Source organism: Acinetobacter sp. LF10 (assembly GCF_048585715.1).
Taxonomy (GTDB): domain Bacteria; phylum Pseudomonadota; class Gammaproteobacteria; order Pseudomonadales; family Moraxellaceae; genus Acinetobacter.
In genome coordinates this window covers 2,811,779-2,834,187 of record NZ_CP184160.1, presented here as the reverse complement: position 1 = coordinate 2,834,187, position 22,409 = coordinate 2,811,779, and the positions used below count along the sequence as shown (strand labels likewise).

The 22,409-nt window shown below is 38.5% G+C and carries 24 protein-coding genes and 2 pseudogenes; 14 read left to right on the top strand and 12 right to left on the bottom strand.

What is annotated here, in order from left to right:
- The first annotated feature begins 51 nt into the window (after positions 1-51).
- A complete protein-coding gene (locus tag ACN19N_RS13635; protein WP_420001566.1) occupies positions 52-750 on the top strand; it encodes a helix-turn-helix transcriptional regulator in 699 nt (232 codons plus the stop codon).
- Between the two features lie 52 nt (positions 751-802).
- Positions 803-1,414 carry a glutathione S-transferase family protein gene (locus ACN19N_RS13630; protein ID WP_293743472.1) on the top strand — a complete coding sequence of 204 codons (612 nt, stop codon included), beginning with the start codon at positions 803-805 and terminating at the stop codon, positions 1,412-1,414.
- 38 nt (positions 1,415-1,452) lie between these two features.
- Here ACN19N_RS13630 and ACN19N_RS13625 read toward each other — a convergent pair whose 3' ends face one another.
- Entirely contained in the window at positions 1,453-2,361 is a 909-nt protein-coding gene (locus tag ACN19N_RS13625) for a LysR substrate-binding domain-containing protein (RefSeq protein ID WP_420001565.1), read from the bottom strand.
- Positions 2,362-2,744: 383 nt separating this feature from the next.
- On the opposite strand from ACN19N_RS13625, the gene ACN19N_RS13620 reads away from it, so the two are divergent.
- Entirely contained in the window at positions 2,745-3,797 is a 1,053-nt protein-coding gene (locus tag ACN19N_RS13620) for an MBL fold metallo-hydrolase (RefSeq protein ID WP_269228924.1), read from the top strand.
- Here the strand turns inward: ACN19N_RS13620 and ACN19N_RS13615 are convergent.
- The 3 genes from ACN19N_RS13615 to ACN19N_RS13605 form a co-directional block, all read right to left on the bottom strand.
- Positions 3,784-4,191, bottom strand: coding sequence for a DoxX-like family protein (locus ACN19N_RS13615; protein ID WP_420001564.1), 408 nt, complete (start codon positions 4,189-4,191; stop codon positions 3,784-3,786). The two genes, ACN19N_RS13620 and ACN19N_RS13615, sit on opposite strands and share 14 nt — an antisense overlap.
- Positions 4,188-4,628, bottom strand: a complete 441-nt coding sequence (locus ACN19N_RS13610) for a thiol-disulfide oxidoreductase DCC family protein (protein ID WP_420001563.1) — start codon at positions 4,626-4,628, stop codon at positions 4,188-4,190. The genes ACN19N_RS13615 and ACN19N_RS13610 overlap by 4 nt, the downstream gene beginning before the upstream one ends.
- A 91-nt stretch (positions 4,629-4,719) precedes the next feature.
- Positions 4,720-6,240, bottom strand: a complete 1,521-nt coding sequence (locus ACN19N_RS13605; protein WP_420001562.1) for a catalase — start codon at positions 6,238-6,240, stop codon at positions 4,720-4,722.
- A gap of 616 nt (positions 6,241-6,856) precedes the next feature.
- Between ACN19N_RS13605 and ACN19N_RS13600 the strand changes: the two genes are divergently transcribed.
- On the top strand, positions 6,857-7,315 hold the full coding sequence (locus ACN19N_RS13600) for a hypothetical protein (RefSeq protein ID WP_420001561.1): 459 nt from the start codon (positions 6,857-6,859) through the stop codon (positions 7,313-7,315).
- Positions 7,316-7,381: 66 nt separating this feature from the next.
- Here ACN19N_RS13600 and ptsP read toward each other — a convergent pair whose 3' ends face one another.
- A complete protein-coding gene (gene ptsP, locus ACN19N_RS13595; protein WP_293743481.1) occupies positions 7,382-9,673 on the bottom strand; it encodes a phosphoenolpyruvate--protein phosphotransferase in 2,292 nt (763 codons plus the stop codon).
- 98 nt (positions 9,674-9,771) lie between these two features.
- On the bottom strand, positions 9,772-10,242 hold the full coding sequence (locus tag ACN19N_RS13590) for an RNA pyrophosphohydrolase (protein ID WP_005162709.1): 471 nt from the start codon (positions 10,240-10,242) through the stop codon (positions 9,772-9,774).
- Positions 10,243-10,425: 183 nt separating this feature from the next.
- Here ACN19N_RS13590 and ACN19N_RS13585 point away from each other — a divergent pair, with 183 nt between their 5' ends.
- From ACN19N_RS13585 to ACN19N_RS13565, 5 genes are all read left to right on the top strand, one after another.
- Positions 10,426-11,076: an HAD family hydrolase gene (locus ACN19N_RS13585; protein WP_298065319.1), complete on the top strand. Its 651-nt coding sequence runs from the start codon at positions 10,426-10,428 to the stop codon at positions 11,074-11,076.
- Positions 11,077-11,161: 85 nt separating this feature from the next.
- Positions 11,162-11,428, top strand: a complete 267-nt coding sequence (locus tag ACN19N_RS13580; RefSeq protein ID WP_420001560.1) for a hypothetical protein — start codon at positions 11,162-11,164, stop codon at positions 11,426-11,428.
- Positions 11,429-11,492: 64 nt separating this feature from the next.
- Complete coding sequence (locus tag ACN19N_RS13575; RefSeq protein WP_420001559.1) at positions 11,493-12,926, top strand: DUF2252 domain-containing protein; 1,434 nt, start codon at positions 11,493-11,495, stop codon at positions 12,924-12,926.
- A 52-nt stretch (positions 12,927-12,978) separates the two neighbouring features.
- Positions 12,979-13,725 carry a sporulation protein gene (locus tag ACN19N_RS13570; protein WP_018677365.1) on the top strand — a complete coding sequence of 249 codons (747 nt, stop codon included), beginning with the start codon at positions 12,979-12,981 and terminating at the stop codon, positions 13,723-13,725.
- 81 nt (positions 13,726-13,806) lie between these two features.
- Positions 13,807-14,568, top strand: coding sequence for a hypothetical protein (locus ACN19N_RS13565; protein WP_420001558.1), 762 nt, complete (start codon positions 13,807-13,809; stop codon positions 14,566-14,568).
- Positions 14,569-14,584: 16 nt separating this feature from the next.
- On the opposite strand, the gene ACN19N_RS13560 is transcribed toward ACN19N_RS13565, so the two are convergent.
- From ACN19N_RS13560 to ACN19N_RS13545, 4 genes and pseudogenes are all read right to left on the bottom strand, one after another.
- Entirely contained in the window at positions 14,585-15,448 is an 864-nt protein-coding gene (locus tag ACN19N_RS13560) for a LysR family transcriptional regulator (RefSeq protein ID WP_420001557.1), read from the bottom strand.
- Positions 15,449-15,507: 59 nt separating this feature from the next.
- Positions 15,508-15,714 carry a DUF2061 domain-containing protein gene (locus tag ACN19N_RS13555; RefSeq protein ID WP_018677362.1) on the bottom strand — a complete coding sequence of 69 codons (207 nt, stop codon included), beginning with the start codon at positions 15,712-15,714 and terminating at the stop codon, positions 15,508-15,510.
- 230 nt (positions 15,715-15,944) lie between these two features.
- Positions 15,945-16,070, bottom strand: a pseudogene (locus ACN19N_RS13550) (helix-turn-helix domain-containing protein); the annotation flags it as partial.
- Positions 16,071-16,247: 177 nt separating this feature from the next.
- On the bottom strand, positions 16,248-16,913 hold the full coding sequence (locus ACN19N_RS13545) for a hypothetical protein (protein WP_269228912.1): 666 nt from the start codon (positions 16,911-16,913) through the stop codon (positions 16,248-16,250).
- A 282-nt stretch (positions 16,914-17,195) separates the two neighbouring features.
- Here ACN19N_RS13545 and leuC point away from each other — a divergent pair, with 282 nt between their 5' ends.
- From leuC to leuB, 4 genes are all read left to right on the top strand, one after another.
- A complete protein-coding gene (leuC, locus tag ACN19N_RS13540) occupies positions 17,196-18,614 on the top strand; it encodes a 3-isopropylmalate dehydratase large subunit (RefSeq protein WP_420001556.1) in 1,419 nt (472 codons plus the stop codon).
- A 12-nt stretch (positions 18,615-18,626) separates the two neighbouring features.
- A complete protein-coding gene (gene leuD, locus ACN19N_RS13535) occupies positions 18,627-19,274 on the top strand; it encodes a 3-isopropylmalate dehydratase small subunit (RefSeq protein WP_420001555.1) in 648 nt (215 codons plus the stop codon).
- A 147-nt stretch (positions 19,275-19,421) separates the two neighbouring features.
- On the top strand, positions 19,422-19,997 hold the full coding sequence (locus ACN19N_RS13530) for a hypothetical protein (protein ID WP_269228909.1): 576 nt from the start codon (positions 19,422-19,424) through the stop codon (positions 19,995-19,997).
- Positions 19,998-20,042: 45 nt separating this feature from the next.
- The gene (gene leuB / locus ACN19N_RS13525; RefSeq protein ID WP_420001554.1) at positions 20,043-21,122 is read left to right on the top strand and encodes a 3-isopropylmalate dehydrogenase; all 1,080 of its coding nucleotides are present in this window, start codon (positions 20,043-20,045) and stop codon (positions 21,120-21,122) included.
- Between the two features lie 66 nt (positions 21,123-21,188).
- On the opposite strand, the pseudogene ACN19N_RS13520 reads toward leuB, so the two are convergent.
- Positions 21,189-21,557 (bottom strand): annotated as a pseudogene (locus tag ACN19N_RS13520) (hypothetical protein).
- 189 nt (positions 21,558-21,746) lie between these two features.
- Here ACN19N_RS13520 and ACN19N_RS13515 point away from each other — a divergent pair.
- Positions 21,747-22,118 carry a lysozyme inhibitor LprI family protein gene (locus ACN19N_RS13515; protein ID WP_420001553.1) on the top strand — a complete coding sequence of 124 codons (372 nt, stop codon included), beginning with the start codon at positions 21,747-21,749 and terminating at the stop codon, positions 22,116-22,118.
- 61 nt (positions 22,119-22,179) lie between these two features.
- Here ACN19N_RS13515 and infA read toward each other — a convergent pair whose 3' ends face one another.
- Complete coding sequence (gene infA, locus ACN19N_RS13510) at positions 22,180-22,401, bottom strand: translation initiation factor IF-1 (RefSeq protein ID WP_001284370.1); 222 nt, start codon at positions 22,399-22,401, stop codon at positions 22,180-22,182.
- Positions 22,402-22,409: the final 8 nt, after the last annotated feature.

The window sequence follows — 22,409 nt, the reverse complement described above, 5'->3', positions numbered from 1 at the left end:
GATGGTGAGAAAGCTGATTTTCTCATCATCAATAATAACAATAGGGATAGCATGAGTCGTTCTATTCGATTACTGAATTTATTACAACTACTTCGACAATATCGTTATCCAGTCACCGCACAAGTTTTGGCTGAGCGTTTGCAGATTAGTCAGCGTAGCGTTTATCGTGATATAGAAACTTTGCGTGAACAAGGCGTTCAAATTGATGCAGCGGCAGGATTGGGGTTTCAGCTTAAAGAAGATTTTTTGCTTCCTCCAATGACCTTGAATGAAAATGAAATTGAAGCCATGTTTTTAGCCCTATATTGGCTCAAAAGTATTCCTGACCAAGCTTTGAATGAAGCATCAATTTCAGTGTTAGCAAAATTAAATGCGGTATTACCTGAACATCGGCAAAATTTATTGCAGCAAACCACATTAAGAGCCTTTAACGTATGGCTACCTGTCAATCAAATATTGGTTGAGCAAGTCAGAGTATCGATTCGATCTCAAGTTAAAATTTTCTTTGATTATGTTGATGAACAGCAACGTACCAGTGCGAGAACCGTTTGGCCGTTTGCACTTGGGTATTTTAATGACAAGATTGTGCTCGCTGCTTGGTGTGAATTACGCAATGCTTTTCGAAATTTTCGACTTGATCGTATGCAAAATCTAGGTTTAAGCCAAGAGCTCTATCCACAATTCAAACAACAACTTTTTCAACAATGGTGGACTCAGGAAGTATGCCGTTCGACTACTGACAAAAACTGACAATAAGAACGATTAAATTTTAATAACACCAATAAACAAGGAAATATGAAAAATGGCACTTAAATTTTATACAAATACTCAGTCTCGCGGTATGGTTGTTGATTGGTTGCTCATAGAACTGGGGGTTGCCTGTGAGCGAATAGAAGTGGCTTACCAGACAGAAATGAAGGCACCAGAATATTTAAAAATAAACCCTTTTGGAAAAGTTCCTGTTCTAGTCGATGGAAATATAGTGATTTATGAGCTTGGAGCAGTGTGTGCATATTTGACAGATAAGTTCGCGGATAAGGGCTTAGCACCAGCACTCAATGATCCTAAGCGAGGGTTGTACTATCGTTGGCTTATGTTTATTTCTGGACCTTGGGAAGCAGCATCGACCAACAAAATGTTGGGTGTAGAGATAAAATCTGATCAGAAAATGTTTGTTGGTTATGGTGATTATGAAGAAGCTTATCATGCCTTTATTCAGGGCTTAAATGAGGCTGATCCATATTTATGTGGGCAACAATTTACCACAGCAGATGTGATGGTTGCAGCAATGTTATTTTGGCAGTTGAAAATTGGTCAAATACAGACTCATCCCGTAATAGAACAATATTTAGAAAATGTAAAACAGCGTGAAAGTTATCAAAAATTTGTAGCGTTTTTTAGTGATCCAGCCTAAGTAGACAAATAAAAAGCCGATTTAAATCGGCTTTTTTCTTAGCTTGCATAAAGTGCTAACTGTTCTAGCTCGAAAACTTGTCTAATTTCTTCCAAAAATTGTTCTGCTGCTTGGCTTGGTGAGGTTCGATGGAAACTCATAAATACATCGAGACTCGGCAGAGGGTAGTTTAATGGGCGAACAACGATTTGATCCGTCGCAAGTGCTTGCATATAAGAAGGTAAAATCGCGCAACTCAAACCACTATGTACTGCTTGAATACATTCAGCGATCGTGTTGGTTTCGTTGACCGATTTAAATTTAATTCGATGCTGATCGCTGTATTTCAGAATCGTTTGAGCCAATGGTTGAGAAATTTTATGTGATAGAATGGTCAGTTCCAATCCATTCAGTTGTTCAATATTTAATGCATTAAACTCCACTAAAGGATGCTGTTTCGGCAAGATAAAAATTAACGGTTCTTTCAAAACCAATTGACTGGCAAAATATTCATTTTGAAAGTCTTGATTAATAAAAATAATGTCTAAATCACCTTTTTTTAATTCTGCGATTTGATCACTTTCTTTTAAGTTTAATGTGTTGATTTGCAGTTTAGGGGTTTTTATACGTAACCTAGGGAAAATGTAGGGAAAAATTCTAATTTCAGCAGAAGGTACAAATCCGATTCTTAGGCATTGTACTTTTGCTGCCGCAACTTGTCGCGCCATAGTAATGGCTTTGTCCGCTTGGGTTAAGGTTAAGCGTGCTTGTTCTAAAAAAACCAGACCTTCCTCAGTTAATTCAACTTTACGTTTGGTGCGATAAAATAATTGAACACCAATATCATCCTCTAAGTCTTTGATTTGTTGGCTTAAAGAGGGTTGAGCTGTATGTAACTTTAGTGCAGCCTTGCTGAAACTAAGCTCTTCTGCAACCGTAATGAAGTAGCGTAAATGACGTAATTCCATTAGACTGATCCAAATATGTCTTACTATTATTGTAAAGTATGGGTGTTAGAAAGTACTTCTCGATGTCCATTATATAATAGCTGTTTTTGTAAACAATATACTTTATCTTAAAATATAAAAAATGTATTAGAAAAATAAAAAAACTATATAAGCTAAATAGTGGAAAAGTTTGATATGTACCCTAAAATTGTATTGACTCGACTAGATAAAATCAGCATAACTAACAAGCTTATGTTAGGATCAAGTTCGATTGTTGAGAGGTGGTTAAACCCTCTAAAAAAATCATACAATTAGATTGATTTTAAAAGTTAGAGTAAAGGACTGCTCATTATCCCAATTCTATCGGAATTTTGTGCGATTTAATTCCAGCAAAGAAGAAGTACATGAAAGATAAGCCGACATTAACCTATCAATTGCCGACCAAATCTTGCTTGAGCCATACTTGGGGAAAACCTCCATTTCCGCATGAGTCTTCTGACCATTGTGGCATTGATCGCTTTTATAACTTGGAAAAACCGCTCACGCCTTTTGATCGTAAGGGTTTATTTAAATGGCTAGCGACACGAAAATCTTATACTTGGAATGTTGATCGTGCGCATGAAGCTAATTTGCGTAATCAAATGCTTGAGTTACCACAGAATAGACCACACGCAGATTTAAATAATTGGCAGATTTGGTTTGTAGGACATGCAACGGTTCTGATCCAAATAGGCCCTTACAACTTCTTAACCGATCCTGTTTGGTGTGACTATGTTAGCCCAAAGCAAGGTCAAGGCCCGCAACGAGTTTGCCCAGCAGGGATCGCTTTAGAAAAGCTTCCAACGATTCATGCAGTACTATTAAGCCATAATCATTATGACCACATGGACTTGGCTACGTTGGAGTGGCTGCATCAGAAATTTAAAATGCCGATTTATACGGGTTTAGGTAATGGTTACTACTTAGCAAAACATTTACATGTGATTGAAATGGATTGGTGGCAAGAAATTCCTTTTCATGACGAAATCAAGATAGCCTATACCCCAGCACAACATGCTTCTGGACGTGGAGCACGGGATCAAAATAGAGCTTTGTGGGGTGGTTTTTCGCTTCTAGCAAAGACAGGACATTGCTTCTTTGCGGGTGATACAGGTTACGCAGGGCATTTCAAAAAAATTCATGAACGCTATGGTGATGCACGTATTGCATTATTACCCATAGGTGCTTATGAGCCACGAAAGTTAATGCGATATGTGCATATGAATCCACAAGATGCTTTTCACGCTCATTTAGATTTACATGCGCATCGTTCATTGGCCATTCATTTTCGTACTTTCCAACTTACTGATGAAGACCGCAATGCTCCTGAACATGAGTTACAACAAGCAATGAAATCCTCATCTAAATTAGTCAATCCATTTTATTGTATTCGTGAAGGACATTTCATTCGGGCTTAGTGTGAGTCTTTGCGTTGAGACACCAGATTGAAATCAGCGAAAGACTCCCTAATGCAATATTCATCACGACGGGATTAAATGCTTGGTAAATTTGATTTGGGTAAATGAATAGAATCAAAATAAATAACCCAACTAAACTCAAAATGCTGAGCCAGTGCAAATATTGATGTCTTATAAACAGAAAGAGAATACCAAAAATGATCTCGCCAATCCCTGAAAGCGAGACTAACCATGGTATATACACATCAGGAATATGTAATTGTTGCCAAACGTATTGTTCACCCTCTACCTGAAAAATTAATTTAGGAATTAAACCTTGATAAATCCAAAGAAAGGCAATAATCAGCTGACAGAATTTTAAAATCTGTGCAATTGTAAGTTCAGCATTTCTCATCTTAAAACATCATCCAATAAGAAATGCTGTTTATCACTCGCTTGAATCACATAACAATCTTCAGTCTTACCAAAAAGTTGATAACGATTAAGGGCAATACGTCGATAAGTAAAGTCACGTACAAATTTTGGAACAAACTTGCCATATCGTAATGTATTGTAAGGAAAATCAAGGGATTCCATCACACGTAAGAAAGCCGTTGATTCAGTGAATAATTGTCCCTTCTCAAGTAAGAGCATGGTTTCAAAATAGTCAGTTGGAAAATGATATTTTTTTAAGATCTGTTGCCCCAAATCTGATTGCACAGAAACGAGTTTGAATTGATAACGTGGATCATGCTTGATCATAAAATTTGCCCATGCTGAGCAAAGAACACATTTCGCATCGAATAAGATCAGATTATAGCTTTGGATGAGTTGATCTAATTGTTTTGACATGATTATTTTTCTTAAGAAATTGACTAAATTGTTACCCAAGTTCATAAAAAAAGCCATCCGAAGATAGCTTTTTATTTGGATGTTTTAGGGTTTAAAGAAAGCTTGGTAAGTGACGAGCAGGGTCAGTCTCACGGGCAGCTTGCGCATCAGCAACAGTCATACCAAGTGCTTTTGCAACACCTTCACCATAAGCAGGGTGACATGTATAGCAATTGCGGATATGACGATACTTGATAAAGTCCAACGCGTCGCCCATCGCGCGTGCAGTATTGCCAAATAAGGCATCTTGCTGTTCAGATGTCATCAATTCAAACAAAGCACGAGGCTGACTGAAATAGTCATGATCATCTTCACGATAATCCCAGAAATCTGCATCGCCATTGATTTCCAATGGTGGTTCTTTGTACTGCGGCTGTTCTTGCCATTGGCCGAAGCTGTTGGGTTCATAATGTGGTAAACCACCATAGTTGGCATCAATGCGACCTTGACCATCGCGGTGATTACTGTGAACAGGGCAGCGAGCAGCATTCACTGGAATTTGTTGATAGTTCACACCTAAACGGTAACGTTGCGCATCCGCATAGTTAAATAGACGTGCCTGTAACATACGGTCAGGTGAAACGCTAATACCTGGCACTAAGTTACTTGGTGCAAAAGCCGACTGTTCAACATCTAGGAAGAAGTTTTCAGAGTTGCGATTGAGTTCAAACTCACCAACTTCAATCAGTGGATAGTCGCCATGAGGCCAAACTTTAGTTAAATCGAATGGATGATATGGCACTTTCTCTGCATCTTGCTCTGGCATGACTTGTACGAAAAGCGTCCATTTTGGATAGTCTTGACGTTCGATGGCATCGAATAAATCGCGTTGATGGCTTTCACGGTCTTGACCGACCAATTCACCTGCTTCTGCATCGGTTAGGTTTTTAATTCCTTGTTGCGTTCTAAAGTGGAATTTCACCCAGAAACGTTCATTGGCTGCATTAATGAAACTATAGGTATGACTACTAAAACCATGCATATGTCGGTAGCTAGCAGGGATACCGCGATCTGACATTACAATCGTGACTTGATGCAGGGCTTCTGGCAATAACGTCCAGAAATCCCAGTTATTGGTGGCACTACGGAGATTGGTTTTTGGGTCGCGTTTTACTGCTTTGTTGAGATCTGGGAATTTGCGTGGATCACGTAAGAAAAATACAGGGGTATTATTACCCACCATATCCCAGTTACCTTCTTCAGTATAAAATTTTAAGGCAAAACCACGGATATCTCGTTCAGCATCTGCTGCGCCACGTTCACCTGCAACAGTGGTAAAACGAGCAAACATTTCTGTTTTTTTGCCAATTTCGCTAAAGATTTTAGCGCGAGTATATTGAGTAATATCATGGGTAACTGTAAATGTACCGAATGCACCAGAACCTTTAGCGTGCATACGACGTTCAGGAATCACTTCACGGACAAAGTTGGCAAGTTTTTCATTTAGCCATAAATCTTGGGCTAATAAAGGACCCCGAGCACCTGCTGTCATACTATTTTGATTATCCACCACGGGTGCACCAAAATCAGTGGTTAAGTGGCTATAAGGACATTTTTTATCGTCTTGGCTCATGTTCTATCTCCATCAAGATGACCTGTGAGCTGGGTCATCCGAACTGTTTGACCGTTCAAAGATATGAATGTTTAACCGTATCAGCTACAAAATGGGTATCAAAAATGAAGATGCCTAAATTGATTTTTAATGATGAGGTTTACATCCTTTGTATTTTTACTCTAGGTTGATGAAAGTTTTTTTTCCAATGGATTAAAGTTGATGTCATAAATGCTTTATCCGATTGAAGCTGTTTAAAGCTTAAAGATCAACTGAGTTTTTGTAGATATGAAATTTGTTAAGAATAGATAAAAGATAATGGAAAAATAAAGACTTACTGGATTGCTAGGTTTTAACTAGAAGTAGGAAAAAAGCTGACATTCAGAAACAAGCTTTGATTAATTTCTTTCATTCAGAGACATCTTTGCCATGTTGGAGTTATGTAAAATCACCTAAAAATAGCCATTTGAGAATGCGTTCGTTTAATCTTTTTTGACGTAAATGAGCCGATTTAGTACCTGTTTTTATATTCAGTTTTGATATCTAAGAACATAAACTCGGTTGGAGATATGTAAAACCCCATGATATTAAAATTTGCTATGTTATTTTGAGCTTAATTTTGCAGAGATTAAAACAAATGAAGAAATTAGTGCTCGGTTTAGGGCTATCTTTAACCGTCTTAGCAGGATGTACATCTATTATGCCGCAGTCAGATCAAACTAAAGCGGATGCAGCTCAATCACTCAGTGTTGAATTTGTGGGACAAGGTACTTATAACGTTGTGCAACAACAAGGTACGGTTCGTTTATATGCGGTTGAAAACCGTATGGCAGATGTTCCAGCGACCTTAATCACACAAAAGAAAATACAAGTATCTCAGGTGCCTTTTACAGTTGATTTGAATATTCCTGCAAATCATCGTCAAACTATTCAGCCATCAGTTCGAGATAATACAGAATTGAATTACTATATTACATGGGAACCTGATGTTAAAAATTTAACTGGTAAAGATCTGATTGCAATTGATTATGATCGTAAATTCCCAGCGGTTAGCCTGAATAAAACCAAACAACAGATCTATTTACGACAGAATTAATAAATACTGAAAAATAAAAAAGCGATCAACTAAATGATGATCGCTTTTTTATTTTCTACAATCATGTTAACTGACTAAACGATTTGATTTGACCATATCTGCAAGGCCATGAGTTTTAAAGTAGTGTTCAAGCCAACTTTTGATGACCAGAGGGTTATTCATGTGTAAAACATCATCTAAGAGTTGTTTTGCATCACTCATTGGGACATGACAAATCGCTTTACGAACTCTTAATATATTGCTAGAACTCATGGAAAGTGTATTGAAACCCATCGCCATCAGTAGAATGGCAGATAATGGATCTCCTGCCATTTCACCACAGACACTGACTGGTTTTTGATAGATATGGCAATCTTCTACCAAACGGTTTAAAGCACGTAATACAGACGGATGAAAGTGCGAATATACGTTAGCAACATGAGGATTGTTACGATCAACAGCCAATAAATATTGGGTTAAGTCATTTGAACCAACTGAAAAGAAGTCGACCAGCTCCGCAAACTCACCAATTTGTAAAAGTACACTCGGTACTTCAACCATGATCCCAATTTTAGGCTTAGTGATTTTGACTTGCTCTTCTTCTTGAACAGCAATCCAGTCACGTTCTAATAAATAAAGAACTTCCTCAACTTCACTGACGCTGGTGACCATGGGTAATAAGATATGTAAATTATTTAAACCAATACTGGCTTTTAGCATCGCACGAATTTGCGCTGAGAAAATTTCAGGATGATCCAGAGTAAAGCGAAGACCACGCCAACCTAATGCCGAGTTTTCCTCTTCAATACTAAAATAAGGCAAATCTTTATCAGCACCGATATCGAGAGTTCGCATAATCACGGGCTTATTGGCAAAATGGCTCAACTGCTGACGATAGATGGCACGTTGTTCTTCTTCACCTGGGAAGCGTTCGCGTAGCATGAACGGAATTTCACTACGATATAAACCAACGCCTTTTGCACCACGTTGCACCCCACGAACCACATCAATCATCAAACCTGTATTGACGAACAACGGAATAGAAACACCATCAGGTGTAATTGCATCCTTGGTTTCGTATTGCTTTAAATCTTTTGCGATTTGTTCTTCTTCTTTCTGGACTTCTTTATAACGTTGACGCAAACGACGTGGTGGATTAACAAAGATACGCCCTTGATAAGCATCGACAATCATTTCAATGTCATCAAGCGTGGTGATGGGTAACTCAGTCACACCGACAACAGTTGGAATACCTAACGCACGTGCAACGATCACCATATGTGAATTCGCTGCACCTTCAGAAGTCACAATCGCAGCGATTTTATCAACAGGAAGTTCAACTAAAGCCGCCGTGCTAATTTCCTCACCAATTAAAATACTGTCTGGGCTAAGTTCACGGTGACTCGAATCATTTTCTTGTAAGCAGGCTAAAATACGGCGACCGAGGTCTTTGAGATCAGAGACGCGTTCACGTAAGTAATCATCTTCCATTTGTGCAAAAAGCGCTACATGCTTATCAATGACTTTACGAACCGCACCTTGTGCCCAACTACCTGCACGAATATGATCTTTGATTTCACTTGGCAATACATTTTCATCTAACATTCGTAAAAATACGCTAAATAATGCGCGTTCTTCTGACATCAATGAATCTTGCATTTTCTCATCTAGAGATTGGATATCTAAACGTACTGCTGCAATCGCTTGATCTAATAGGTCAAGTTCATCACTGATATCTTCAGCCTCACGATCGGGAATTGCAGCAAGATCGGCTGGGGGATAGAGCACGATGGCACGACCTAATGCAATCCCTCCAGCACCTGAAACCCCTTGGAATGTTTTGTAAGATGAACCACTGGTCGGTTTGCGGAAAACATCAATATTTCCGACCGCATGCGCATGGGCAATTACCCCTGAGAGTTGCGCACATAAGGTGACCAAAAATGATTCAGCCGCTTCACTAAAGTCTTGAGACTCTTTATTTTGAACAACTAAAACGCCCATCACTTTACGGCGATACATCACGGGTACGCCAAGAAATGAGTTAAATAGCTCTTCACCTGTTTCGGGCAAATAAGCAAAGCGTTCATGCTTAGGTGCGTTATCTAGGTTTACAATTTCTTCACGTTTACCGACTAAACCGACGAGGCCTTCACCAACACTCAAAGAAACGTGTCCAACAGCTTCAGGTTTTAAACCCTTTGAAGCCATGAGCACATAGCGTTTGTTTCGTTCATCCAATAAATAAATGGAGCATACATCTACATGCATCGCTTCAGCTACATGATTGACCATAATGTCCAAAGAATCATGCAAACTGACGGACGCATTAATTTCTTGCACAATGCGTCTAAGCGTGTCGAGTTGCATGTTTGACATGGATGTTTACTCCAATTTATAAATCGTTATCGGTCTAGTTATAACAGCTCTATGATCAAAAATCATTGCTTAAAGTGATGATTTGTTGACGATTAACGCTACGGTAATTGTAAACACAATTCCATCATGGCTCTGCGGTAAACATCTCTTTTGAAGTTCACTACTTGACCTAATGGATACCAGTAACTCACCCATTGCCATTGATCGAACTCGGGTGGGTCTGATAGATTTAACTGAATATGATGCGGCGATGCCGTTAATTTCAGTAAAAACCACTTTTGCTTTTGTCCAATACATACCGGATCAGAATCTGACCGAATGTACCGATGTGGCAAACGATAACGCAGCCAACTTTTAGTCTGCGCTACTATTTGGACGTGTTCGGGCAATAAACCGACTTCTTCTCTCAGTTCACGATAAAGTGCCTGTTCAGGGGTTTCTCCAAACTGGATCCCTCCTTGTGGAAATTGCCAGGCATTGTGACCAATGCGCTTTGCCCATAAGACTTGTCCATCATCGTTTGCCAAAATGATCCCGACGTTGGGTCGGAAACCTTCTGAGTCGATCATTTGGCTACCTAAATTTTGTCTATATCGTTGACTTTGATCTCGGGGACAGTCACTCTTCACGTCCAACTCGAAAAAGGTCAAAGTAAAATGTTTAAAATTGCTATGATCTTAACGAATTTTTAGTGACTTACGGAAATAGATTTACGTTTTTTTTCTTTAATTTGCATTTAAATGAGTATTTATATGAAATTGGCTTTGTTTGATTTAGATCACACCCTGTTAAATACCGATTCTGACCACTCATGGGGTGAGTTTTTAGTGAATGAAGGTTTGGTTGATCCAGTTCATCATCGTCAAATGAATGATAAATTCTACGAGGACTATAAGGCAGGACAACTTGATCCGATTGCCTATAATGAATTTGTCTTTGAATTTTTGACCAAGCATGACAATACTTATTTAACTGAACTACACCAGTTGTTTATGCAAAAAGTGATTCGTCCCCAAATGCGTCCGAAAGGTTTTGATGCAATTAAAAAGCATCAAGATTTAGGTCATGCGATTGTTGGGATTACTGCAACCAGTGATTTTATTACGGCTCCGATTTTTCGTGAATTTGGTATTACTGAAATTATTGCCACCAATGCCGAAGTTCTTGATGGGAAGTATACGGGTAAGGTGACAGGTTTACCTTGTTATCAGAAAGGTAAGCTTGCTCGTTTAGATCAATGGTTACAGGGAAGAGCAGTTGATGAGTCTTGGGCGTATTCAGATTCAATCAATGATCGTTTCCTGCTTGAATATGCAACTCATGCAATTGCAGTGAATCCTGATGATCGTTTAGAAAAATTGGCGCAAGATCAAGATTGGGATATTCAAGACTGGTCGATTTAAGCGAAGAATATAAAAAATGTTAAACATATTGAGCTGTTCGATATGTTTAATATAGTAAATAAGAACAATGTATTGGATATAAAAAATGAAAGATCATCCACAGGAAAACGAACCTAGCAAACAGCCAAAATGTAAACAGGTTTGCGCAGCATTTTTTGGTGAATTGGTGGGACAACTTCTACCATACGGCGCTTTTTTTCTCATCGCCAATGTTTATTTTGCTTATATTGTTTTTGGTGTCGGCGCATTATTTTTAATTTTACCTTTTGCAATGCTGATTTATTATGCAGCAAAAAAGTATGTGCAAAAACAAAATGCACATGACAAAAATCATAAATTGAGTGAAAAATAAAAATTATTTATCTGATCCATTCAATTTATTGTTATAACACTACTGAATTTATGTCGGGGGTGTTATGAAAAAACAACAAATTAAACTGCCAAAACAACTTTGGACAGAAGACTGCATCGATCTTACTCGGCATAGTTATCAAGGTAAGTTACTGACAAAAACCGAAGGTTTTAAATTAGGAAAAGCGCAACGTCAAAAAGTTTCACGTGAACAGTTGTCACAACTATCGCAACGACCTAAAGGTCTAACGGCTTTAAATATCTATGATTGGAGTAACCAAGGACGTTTAGAGCAACTTAAACCAATTCGTGCCAAGCGTATGAGTGTTTCTCCATTTACCTATTATCGTGGTATGCCTTCTTTAATGTTGTTTGATCAAGCATGGGAGCAGTTTAACTCAGGTTTATTCCAGCAAATTTGTGGGGATTGTCATTTAAGCAATTTTGGTGGTTTTGCTAGCCCTGAACGTAATCTGTTATTTGGAATTAATGATTTTGACGAAACTTTAGTTGCGCCATTTGAGTGGGATTTAAAACGTTTAGCAACCAGTTTTGTGATTGCAGCACGTGATATTGATCTTGCTGATAAAGTGGGTTTAAAAGCCATTAAAACCATGCTGAATAGTTATCGCCAACATCTACTGCAAAATACTGAATTATCACCGCTACAAGTTTGGTATGACAAGGTCGATGCCACGACATTACTAGAGAATACGGAATGCCGAAAGCTCAGAAAGAAAAGAGAGAAGCATCTTGATTCAGCACAAAAGAGAAATGCACATTCGGTTTTGCCAAAGTTAACTGAAAAAAATGAGGATACAGGTTTTAGGCATTTTATTGATGACAAACCACTTTTATGGCACCCTCAGACAAATGAACCTTTTGCCCACAATCTTGATCAATTCTTTTCATGTTATCGAGATTCATTGAAATTTGATCGACAAATTTTACTTGATCGTTATCAACGTACAGACGTTGCACTCAAAGTGGTTGGGGTGGGGAGTGTTGGAACACGATCGGCGATTGCTTTATTTCAGGATGCAGATCGAGAGCCTTTGATCTTGCAAATGAAAGAAGCTAATCCTTCAATCTTGAGCCCTTTATTCCTTGAAAAAGTGAAACATGAAGGTGAGCGTGTCATACATGGTCAGCAGTTGATGCAAGCGGCAAGCGACATTTTCCTCGGTTTTTCTACCTTAGAAAAACATTTCCATGTGCGTCAGCTCCGTGATATGAAAATCTCAGTTGATTTAGCGGATATGGATGATGACTATTTTTATGAATATGCCGAAAGTTGTGGCTTAGCTTTAGCGCATGCGCATGCAAAAGCAGGAAATGCTGATGTTTTGATGGGTTATCTCGGTGAGGGAAGCACCATTGTAGAAGTCTTACAACAGTATGCAACACAATATGCAGAGCGCAATTTGAATGATTATCAGCAATTTATGAACGAGATAGCAGATGGCAAGCTTCAAATCGCTGGGGATGAAGCACTTTAAAAATAAGTAGCCAGTTATAGATTTATCGAAATAATTTAAAAGGTTTAAGAAGATGTTTAATAAAATTATGTCAGGTTTGGGTGTGCAAGGTGTGACTGTGGAAACACGTTTGCATAATCCAACTTTACAAGCGGGTGGAACATTAGAAGGGGAAATTAGTTTTAAAGGCGGCTCATCTGATAAAGAAATCAATAGTTTGTATTTACAATTGATGACCATCGCCGAAGTTGAGTCAGGAGATCATGAATTTAATCAGCCTTTGATCTTGGATCAGTGGTTAATCAGTTCAAATTTTTTATTAGCTGCACATCAATCCCATCATATTCCATTTACGATGCAGTTACCTGAGGAGACGCCGATAACAGAGGTATCTTGTCGCCGTAATGGGACTCGCGTTTGGATCAATACACATATGGATGTTGATTGGGGACTAGATGCAACTGATCGTGATTATTTAAGCGTGTTACCAACACCAACCATGCAAGTGTTTTTACAAGCAATGCAACAATGTGGCTTTGTCTTATCGAGTGTAGATGTAGAAAAAGGACAACTCACGGCACGTAATTTTCGATCAACGATTGGTTGCTACCAAGAATTAGAGTTTGTTTCTTCACATCTTTTTAGTGGCTTTAATGAGGTTGAAGTGTCATTTGTTGCAGAAGCACATCAAACGCATGTGATGTTAGAAGTGGATCGAACCTTGCGTTCAGATCAGCTATTGACAATGACACTTCCAAATCAGCAATTAGATGTGGATCAAGTGACGCAACAAATTCGCCGTTTGTTAAAAATAGGATAATCTATATCATCGATGCCTCCCATAATTATTGGGAGGTTTTAATGTCATATAACTGTCATCTTTTGTTCTTAAGATGACAGTATGAAAATAAAAACAAATCAGGAAGAACAGACTTCCAATATGCTTGATGCATTACTCAAATTAAAACGCCAGCAACCTACGATCAAAACACGCTGGATCATGTTACCCATCTTAGTCTTATTGGTCATGTATAGCTGGCAACAGCAATTTTTTACGGCTTGGGTGTTAATTCCATTCATTTGGACCGTGATTGTTGTGAATCAGGCGCTAATTGCTCGAACGAGACGAGACAAATTAGAGAGGATTGAGCAACTCAAAATTGATCCGATGTTTTGGAATAAATTAAAACAACAGTATCCCGAACTGAGCTTAAAACAACGTCGACTGATTGAACTTGGATTTAAAGATTACTTAGCATTACATGTGATGCAAAAACAAGCCTATGCCATGCCATCACATGCAGTCGATGCTTTATGGCATGTGATGTTGCAATATCCGATCCAATATCAGCAATTATGTGAGCAAACCATAGGTCGAACGTTGAATCATAGCCCTTATGACGGAACAACGAGACCAGAAGAACAAGCAAAGCAATTATTTGAAGCTTGGAAATATAGCTGTATGTTACATGGATATAATCCAAGCAATACAATGCAATTGCCACGACTATTTACGGTTGATCAGGTGTTGGGTTGGGAAAATGGACAATCGTTTGAACTGGCGCAAATGACCAAAGATTTTGCAAAATATATGCAAGATCAATCATCATCTTCATCCAGTTGTGGCAGTAGCTGTAGCAGTTGTGGCGGAGGCGGTGATTAACTTAGCTTTAGCTAGCCTAGCCAAGTTGCATCATATTAATTAATTCTTCCGCCGCTTTAGATTGAATCCGTGCAGGATGCCACACCATACCCAGTTGGCGTTGCATATCGAGATTCAGATCAAGTTGTTTTAAATCTTGATTCACCAATGTTTTAGGTAATACCGACCAACCTAAACCAATAGAAACTAACATCCTGATTGATTCTAAAGGATTGTTGCTCATGCTGATTTTAGGTTTTAAGCCTTTTTTTTCAAATTCAGCCAATGTGATCTGACTGGTATAGGTATGTGCGGCGGGTAAGAGGCTTGGATAAGCGATTAAATCTTCTAATGTGAGTTGTGTTTGTTGAGCCAATGGATGAAAGGGTGATGCGACAAAAACCAAAGGGTCATTCCATATTGTCAAATAGTTGAGGCGATCATCTCCAACTGGCGGCAAAGTTAAAAATGCCAATTCGAGTTCACCTGCTAAAACTAGTTCATGGGCTTGCTCTGAATCAACGAAATGCACATCTAACCTGACTTGTGGAAAACATTGCACAAAGTTCTTCAATGGTTCTGCCAAATGATGTAGTCCAATATGATGGCTCGTCCCAATTTTTAAACGACCCTGTACCTGATTCTGCTCATGGCTGAGAGTATGGTGAATTTCGCCCAGTTCATTGAGCCATGTTCTCACTTTCGGTAATAAAGAATGTGCTGCATGGGTCGGTTGAATACCGCGTCCTGCGGATTCAAATAGTTTTACTCCAAAATATTCTTCAAGCGTATGAATGCGTTTGGTTACCGCAGGTTGAGTAATAAAAAGTTGTTCAGCTGCTAAAGAAATTGAACTGGTTTCCATGACTTTGACAAATGCTTCAAAAGCAGCGAGATTCATATTGATTTATCCAAGAGCATTCTAAAATTTAAGGTAAGTCGTTATTGAGTGAGATTCAACTAAAAACGATTCCAAATCTTTTCATGGAAGAAAAAAGCAAATGCCTGTACGGTCGGTTCAAGTAAGCTCAAGGTTGCAGACATGAGCAAGTTTCCTGTAATGGCATAGGCGACCAACATGGCAACACTAATATGGAGAATATAGTAACTCAAGGTTTTCTTTAACGTTCGTTGATTGTTGAGTACAAATTGCTGGATGTTTGACATGATGCTCACCAAATAAATTTTATTTATATAAATAATAATCATTATCATTTGAAATGTAAAAAGGAAATTTCGATTTATGATGATTGGATTTATAAATAACGAGATGAGTCACTAAATACTTATGGTGAAAGATTAGATCTTTCATTTGAAGTGGGAGAGTGGATAAGCTGAATTTCACCTTGTTTATTCTGTTAAACTTTACCTATTAGGCAATAGAGAGTGGATTACGTGCCTAGACTTGCAGATTCAAATAATTTTGCACCAGAGTATGCTTCTAAACTATGAATACGTTTAGTAACCGTAAACTGGGGAATAAACAGTTTTTCTGTTGTAATGGAGATCAAACCTGTTTCCATGACTTTTACGAATGCATCAAGAGAGGTAATATTTATAAATACCCATATTTAGCAATTCCTTGTTGAGTCGTCTTATAAAAAATGAATATGGAAAACCATTTATATTAAGGAAAATTTAATTCTACTTGTAACAGGCTAACCCAAACGCGTGTTTTGGGTTAGTTTTAATATGAAATTTTAGATTGAGCTTAAAGCATTTGTTTTAAACTCGCTGATACATTCATCTGCATGTGATTTAAGTGCAGCTTTTAATACAGCAGCATTATTTGCAATTAACTGGTCATAAGATGGTGAATTTTTTTTGTCATCTTGGTTTTTTGAACAACTGCTCTCAGCAAGGACTTTTTGACTTTTGGTATCAATTAGTCTTAGTTTTGCAGCGTATAAAACTCGATAGTTATTCCAATCTGAAGTGTAGTAAATAGACTGCCAGTAGGTTGTTTGAACATCTAATAAAATATCTGCACCTTTGTATTGTTCAGCAAGTGTTTTAACATTATTCGTATTCGTCATAGATGTGCTTGTTGTGATATGCGTTATTCCTAGCTGATTCTCTAGTGTTTTTGCTAGTTCATTGGCGATATAGATCGCAGGATCTTCTACTTGATTTTCATTAATGATCTTATTGCCACTAGATATCTGAGCAGCTACTCCAAGAAGACCAAACTGTACATTTAATGCCGTAGTTGCTAAGAAATATGGTTTCTCTCGTTTAGAGATAATCACGGATGTGGGATTTGATGCTTTTACAGCATTTATATTAAGTTTTTGAGTTTGGGTGCTTGCACATCCAGTCGATAGGGCTACAAATATAAGAAAAGATGGGAGTATAAGTTTTTGCATTGATTTTGTATCCTGAAAGCGTAAGTTGTTTTATAAATTTCTGAAGGATTATACAAAGTTAGTTATTTCGGGGTTAACTATTTTTATGAGTTATTATAGACGCATGTGCATTTTATCTAATGGTTGATCTATATAAAGCACATTAAAATTTATCAATAAAATCATTCCAAAAAGTTTGATAACTAATAAAAATGATAAATTAGATTTATGTGAAAGCATTGCTATAATAAATTTAAGATTTAGTTACCCAGTCCTATGACAAGCACGTTGGAGAGCGACGACATGGCAGGCAAGACATTATATGACAAATTGTGGGATGACCATTTAGTTAAGCAACGTGATGATGGTTCAAGCTTGATTTATATTGATCGTCATTTATTACATGAAGTGACTAGTCCTCAAGCATTTGAAGGCTTACAACTTGCTGATCGTCAGCCATGGCGTTTAAGTGCCAATGTCGCAACACCTGACCATAACGTTCCAACTTCTAAAAAAGAGCGTGAGCAAGGCATTGCTGGAATCGAAGATGATACGTCTCGTATCCAAGTTCAAACTTTAGATGATAACTGTAAGACCTTTAATATCACTGAATTTGGTATTAATGATATTCGTCAAGGTATCGCCCACGTGGTAGGGCCAGAGCAGGGTTTAACTTTGCCGGGTATGACCGTGGTATGTGGCGATTCACACACTGCGACACATGGTGCTTTTGGTTGTTTAGCGCATGGTATTGGAACTTCTGAAGTTGAGCATGTGTTGGCAACGCAGTGTTTAGTACAGAAAAAATCAAAAAACATGTTGGTTCGTGTTGATGGCGTGTTAGGCAATGGCGTGACATCGAAAGATGTAGTGTTGGCGATTATTGGCAAGATTGGAACAGCTGGTGGTACAGGCTATGCCATCGAGTTTGGCGGTCAAGTGTTCCGTGATATGTCGATTGAAGGTCGTATGACCGTATGTAACATGGCAATCGAAGCGGGTGCTCGCGTAGGTATGGTTGCTGTTGATGACAAAACCATTGCTTATGTGAAAGATCGTAACTATGCACCGAAAGGTGAGCAGTGGGATCAAGCCGTAGAATACTGGAATACCTTACATTCGGATGAAGATGCAGTATTTGATGCGGTTGTCGTCTTAAATGGTGCAGAGATTGAACCACAAGTGTCTTGGGGAACTTCTCCTGAAATGGTGATTCCAGTTTCACAAGCTGTACCAACTTTAGAACAAGCCAAAGATGATGTGCAACGTAATGACTGGACACGTGCTTATCAATATATGGGTTTAACTGCTGGTCAAGCATTGTCTGATATTCAATTGGATCGTGTCTTTATTGGTTCATGTACCAATTCTCGTATCGAAGATATTCGTGCTGCGGCAGATGTCGTGAAAGGGCGTAAAGTTGCATCTAGTATTAAACAGGCGATGATTGTCCCGGGTTCAGGTTTGGTGAAGCAACAAGCTGAACAAGAAGGTTTGGATCAAATTTTCTTAGAAGCAGGTTTTGAATGGCGCGAACCGGGTTGTTCGATGTGCTTAGCAATGAACGCTGATAAATTACAACCAGGTGAACATTGTGCATCTACTTCGAATCGTAATTTTGAAGGTCGTCAGGGTAACGGTGGTCGTACACATTTAGTGAGCCCAGCAATGGCTGCAGCGGCTGCAATTGCAGGTCATTTTGTTGATGTACGTTCATTCTAAAGGAGCAAGATCATGAAAAAATACACTGTAGAACAAGGTATTGTTGCACCTTTAGATCGTGCCAATGTTGATACCGACTTAATCATTCCAAAGCAGTTTTTGAAGTCAATTAAACGCACAGGTTTTGGCGATAACTTATTTGATGAATTGCGTTATTTAGATGAAGGCTATTTAGGGCAAGATATTAGCAAACGTCCAATTAACCGTGAATTTGTGTTGAATAAACCGCGTTATCAAGGTTCAACGATTTTATTGGCACGCACGAACTTTGGTTGTGGCTCTAGCCGTGAGCATGCACCTTGGGCTTTGAATGAGTATGGTTTCCGTACGGTGATTGCTCCAAGCTTTGCAGATATTTTCTTTAATAACTGCTTTAAAAATGGCATGTTGCCTGTGATCTTATCTGAAGAGATCGTGGATCAGTTATTCAAAGAATGTGCTGAAGACGGCTATCAGCTTACGATTGATTTAGAAGCACAAGAAGTGCGCACGCCAACAGGTGAAGCATTTAAATTTGAAATTGACCCATTCCGTAAGCACTGCTTATTAAATGGTTTGGATGATATTGGCTTAACTTTACAAGTGGCAGATGATATTCGCGCTTTTGAAGCCAAGGCAAAACAAGTACGTCCTTGGGTGTTTCAAGAGATAGAAGCTTAAGTTTTATTTATATTTCATCAATATAAGCATAGCTTAATGTTTTAGTACATTTTAAATATAGCCATAGCGCAGACATGGAAGTCTTGTTAACATGCGAGTAGATATATTCGCTTGCATGTTTGCATGATATAGGACTGGGCTTGAACAATGAAAAGAAGACTCGCTCGCAGTATTTTGCTGTGTTTAGGTGTTGGTATGACATTAACCGCATGTCAGAATTCTACGAATATGGTTGATCAGGTTCGTATTGCCCAAAATACAGTAGGCAATAAAGCGGAAAATGCAACTTTGTATTGTTCTGGCGTCGAAAATTGTGAGTTTGAACGAATCAATGATATTGCCGTGATCGATGCCAAATCGCACCGTATTAGCCAACAGGCGATGGAGCGAGGGATTGTACGATTGCATGGTTCGGTTTTTAGTAGAAATCAACAAGTCTACTTAAATGTCCCAGCCAAACAATATGAAGTAGTCATTCGCTTTTATCCTATTTCACCAGACCGAGCTGAAACCTTCCATGTGATTCATGCGTTCAAGCCGCATCAAAGCTATACCTTTAAAATGTACCGAGACCGTGCATATCGTTCGGGTAGTTTACTCAATGTTTCTATACCTGAACCTTTATGTGTAGATTTGCAACAAGAACAGCATACGATTCGTCGATTCTGTCGCCCATATGATGTGAGCACAGGTTTGGGTGAGTTTGTTGAGAAAAAAATTTAATCGGCTTGCAGTATGAACGCTGCATATATGAAACTGGAAGAATAAATGTCTAAACATATTTTAATTTTAGCAGGCGATGGTATCGGTCCTGAGATTGTTGGTGCAGCTGAGCAAGTACTAACTAAGGTGAATCAAAAATTTAATTTAGGTTTGACATGGGAACAAGGTTTACTGGGTGGTGCAGCAATTGATGCTCACGGTGAACCGTATCCAACTGTAACAAGCGAACAAGCAAAAAATGCAGATGCTATTTTATTGGGTGCGGTTGGTGGTCCTAAGTGGGATACCATTGAACGTTCGATTCGTCCAGAACGTGGTTTATTGAAAATTCGTAGTGAATTGAACTTATTTGCTAATCTACGTCCTGCGATTCTTTATCCGCAATTGGCTGATGCTTCAAGTTTGAAGCCAGAAATCGTTGCTGGTTTGGATATCCTCATTGTTCGTGAATTAACAGGGGGGATCTATTTTGGCCAACCACGTGGTATTCGTGAATTAGAAAATGGTGAGAAACAAGGTTATAACACCGACGTTTATTCTGAAAGTGAAATCAAGCGTATCGCCAAAGTTGCATTCGAGCTAGCAGGCTTGCGCGGTGGCAAAGTATGCTCGGTTGATAAAGCCAATGTATTGGAAGTGACTGAATTGTGGAAGCAAACGGTTACTGATTTACAGCAAGCACAATATTCAAATATTCAACTCTCACATATGTATGTTGACAATGCTGCGATGCAGTTAGTGCGTGCACCAAAGCAGTTTGATGTGATCGTTACAGGTAATTTATTTGGTGATATCTTATCGGATGAAGCAGCAATGTTGACAGGTTCGATCGGCATGTTGCCTTCTGCATCTTTAGATGAAAATGGCAAAGGCATGTATGAGCCATGTCATGGTTCTGCACCAGATATTGCTGGTCAAAATGTTGCTAATCCATTGGCAACTATTCTTTCAGTTGCGATGATGTTACGTTATACCTTCCGTGAAGAAACTGCAGCAAAAGCAATTGAAGATGCTGTAGGTCAAGTATTAGATCAAGGTTTACGTACAGCGGATATTATGTCTGAAGGCATGACAAAAGTTGGTACAGATGCTATGGGCGAAGCTGTAGTTTCAGCACTTAACTAAGAATTATAGCCAATTAAAAACGCAGCTTAGGCTGCGTTTTTTTATAACTTAATGTATATGGGCGAACTAACAAGCCTTGCCTTCATAGCGAATAGAGTGAGCAATTTGCTGTTGGTCTAGCTCAAAAATGATGTGACATTTTAAATTGAGATCATAAGTACTATCTGTATTGCCAGCACTTTGAATTGGTATATTTTGAACACTAAGTTCAGCCGATTGAGCAATAGGAATTGGGTGAATGACAGTGTAAATCAGCTGATTGCTTTGTTTGATTGGTTGGGCGATAGTCTGAAAACCTAGAGGTTTTAAATCGAACTGCTGTTGGATTATGGTTGCAGATTGCCCAATAAAAAGTTGTAAATAATCAGGTAGGCTGGTTCGATTTTGGTATGCTGTGGTACATGCTTATAAAGATAATATAATTATAAATAACAAATACTTAAATTTTAATTTTGATCAATCCTTATCCTCTCATCTATTTTTATTCAATCCTTAAATTATGTTGGTGTCGAGTTCATTTGTGTGAATTGATAAAAATATACAAACTAGTCTATTTTTAGGCAATATTCAATTGAGTTCAAATATGCTTAGATAGATAGCATATTAAGCGATTGAGAAAACTTGATGCACAAATTTATATTTGGACTGATGTGTGGCATTTTAGCAACATTCAGTCATGCAGATAATTGTGATAAGGCACGCAATACGTATGATGATATTTATTGCACGAATAAAATTTATGCGAGTGCTGATGCTGATTTAAATAAAAATTACCAGCAATTACGTCACCAACTCGATGAGACACAACAAAAGATTCTTAAAAAGTCTCAGCTCGCATGGATTCATCATCGAGATGCAGAATGTACTGATGATCAAAAAAATAGCGTAAGCGTGCAATGTAGACTTACGACGACACAAGAGCGTAATCATTGGTTAGAGGAAAGATTGCGTGAGTGTCAAACGGTAGGGTGTAAAACAACACGTTTGAGTGAGTAATAAGAATCAAGCATAAAAAAAGCCACAAACAAAATGTGGCTTTTTTGCATTCACGAATCTCTTAGCGCGCGCGATAAGTGATACGACCCTTTGTTAAGTCATAAGGTGTCATTTCTACTTTTACACTGTCGCCCGTCAAAATACGGATATAGTGTTTGCGCATTTTACCAGAAATGTGAGCAATAACTTCGTGACCGTTTTCTAAACGTACACGGAACATCGTATTAGGAAGCGTTTCGGTGACAACGCCTTCGAACTCAATGAGTTCCTCTTTATTGGCCATAGCCTACC

Coding starts and splice junctions, on each gene's coding strand:
- ACN19N_RS13565 (WP_420001558.1), top strand. CDS start 13,807: ATGAAAATAAAAACAAATCAGGAAGAACAGACTTCCAATATGCTTGAT.
- ACN19N_RS13570 (WP_018677365.1), top strand. CDS start 12,979: ATGTTTAATAAAATTATGTCAGGTTTGGGTGTGCAAGGTGTGACTGTG.
- infA (WP_001284370.1), bottom strand. CDS start 22,401: ATGGCCAATAAAGAGGAACTCATTGAGTTCGAAGGCGTTGTCACCGAA.
- ACN19N_RS13585 (WP_298065319.1), top strand. CDS start 10,426: ATGAAATTGGCTTTGTTTGATTTAGATCACACCCTGTTAAATACCGAT.
- ACN19N_RS13575 (WP_420001559.1), top strand. CDS start 11,493: ATGAAAAAACAACAAATTAAACTGCCAAAACAACTTTGGACAGAAGAC.
- ACN19N_RS13630 (WP_293743472.1), top strand. CDS start 803: ATGGCACTTAAATTTTATACAAATACTCAGTCTCGCGGTATGGTTGTT.
- ACN19N_RS13560 (WP_420001557.1), bottom strand. CDS start 15,448: ATGAATCTCGCTGCTTTTGAAGCATTTGTCAAAGTCATGGAAACCAGT.
- ACN19N_RS13620 (WP_269228924.1), top strand. CDS start 2,745: ATGAAAGATAAGCCGACATTAACCTATCAATTGCCGACCAAATCTTGC.
- ACN19N_RS13580 (WP_420001560.1), top strand. CDS start 11,162: ATGAAAGATCATCCACAGGAAAACGAACCTAGCAAACAGCCAAAATGT.
- ACN19N_RS13600 (WP_420001561.1), top strand. CDS start 6,857: ATGAAGAAATTAGTGCTCGGTTTAGGGCTATCTTTAACCGTCTTAGCA.
- ACN19N_RS13555 (WP_018677362.1), bottom strand. CDS start 15,714: ATGTCAAACATCCAGCAATTTGTACTCAACAATCAACGAACGTTAAAG.
- ACN19N_RS13530 (WP_269228909.1), top strand. CDS start 19,422: ATGAAAAGAAGACTCGCTCGCAGTATTTTGCTGTGTTTAGGTGTTGGT.
- ACN19N_RS13615 (WP_420001564.1), bottom strand. CDS start 4,191: ATGAGAAATGCTGAACTTACAATTGCACAGATTTTAAAATTCTGTCAG.
- ACN19N_RS13590 (WP_005162709.1), bottom strand. CDS start 10,242: ATGATCGACTCAGAAGGTTTCCGACCCAACGTCGGGATCATTTTGGCA.
- ACN19N_RS13605 (WP_420001562.1), bottom strand. CDS start 6,240: ATGAGCCAAGACGATAAAAAATGTCCTTATAGCCACTTAACCACTGAT.
- leuD (WP_420001555.1), top strand. CDS start 18,627: ATGAAAAAATACACTGTAGAACAAGGTATTGTTGCACCTTTAGATCGT.
- ACN19N_RS13635 (WP_420001566.1), top strand. CDS start 52: ATGAGTCGTTCTATTCGATTACTGAATTTATTACAACTACTTCGACAA.
- ACN19N_RS13545 (WP_269228912.1), bottom strand. CDS start 16,913: ATGCAAAAACTTATACTCCCATCTTTTCTTATATTTGTAGCCCTATCG.
- ACN19N_RS13515 (WP_420001553.1), top strand. CDS start 21,747: ATGCACAAATTTATATTTGGACTGATGTGTGGCATTTTAGCAACATTC.
- leuB (WP_420001554.1), top strand. CDS start 20,043: ATGTCTAAACATATTTTAATTTTAGCAGGCGATGGTATCGGTCCTGAG.
- ACN19N_RS13625 (WP_420001565.1), bottom strand. CDS start 2,361: ATGGAATTACGTCATTTACGCTACTTCATTACGGTTGCAGAAGAGCTT.
- leuC (WP_420001556.1), top strand. CDS start 17,196: ATGGCAGGCAAGACATTATATGACAAATTGTGGGATGACCATTTAGTT.
- ptsP (WP_293743481.1), bottom strand. CDS start 9,673: ATGTCAAACATGCAACTCGACACGCTTAGACGCATTGTGCAAGAAATT.
- ACN19N_RS13610 (WP_420001563.1), bottom strand. CDS start 4,628: ATGTCAAAACAATTAGATCAACTCATCCAAAGCTATAATCTGATCTTA.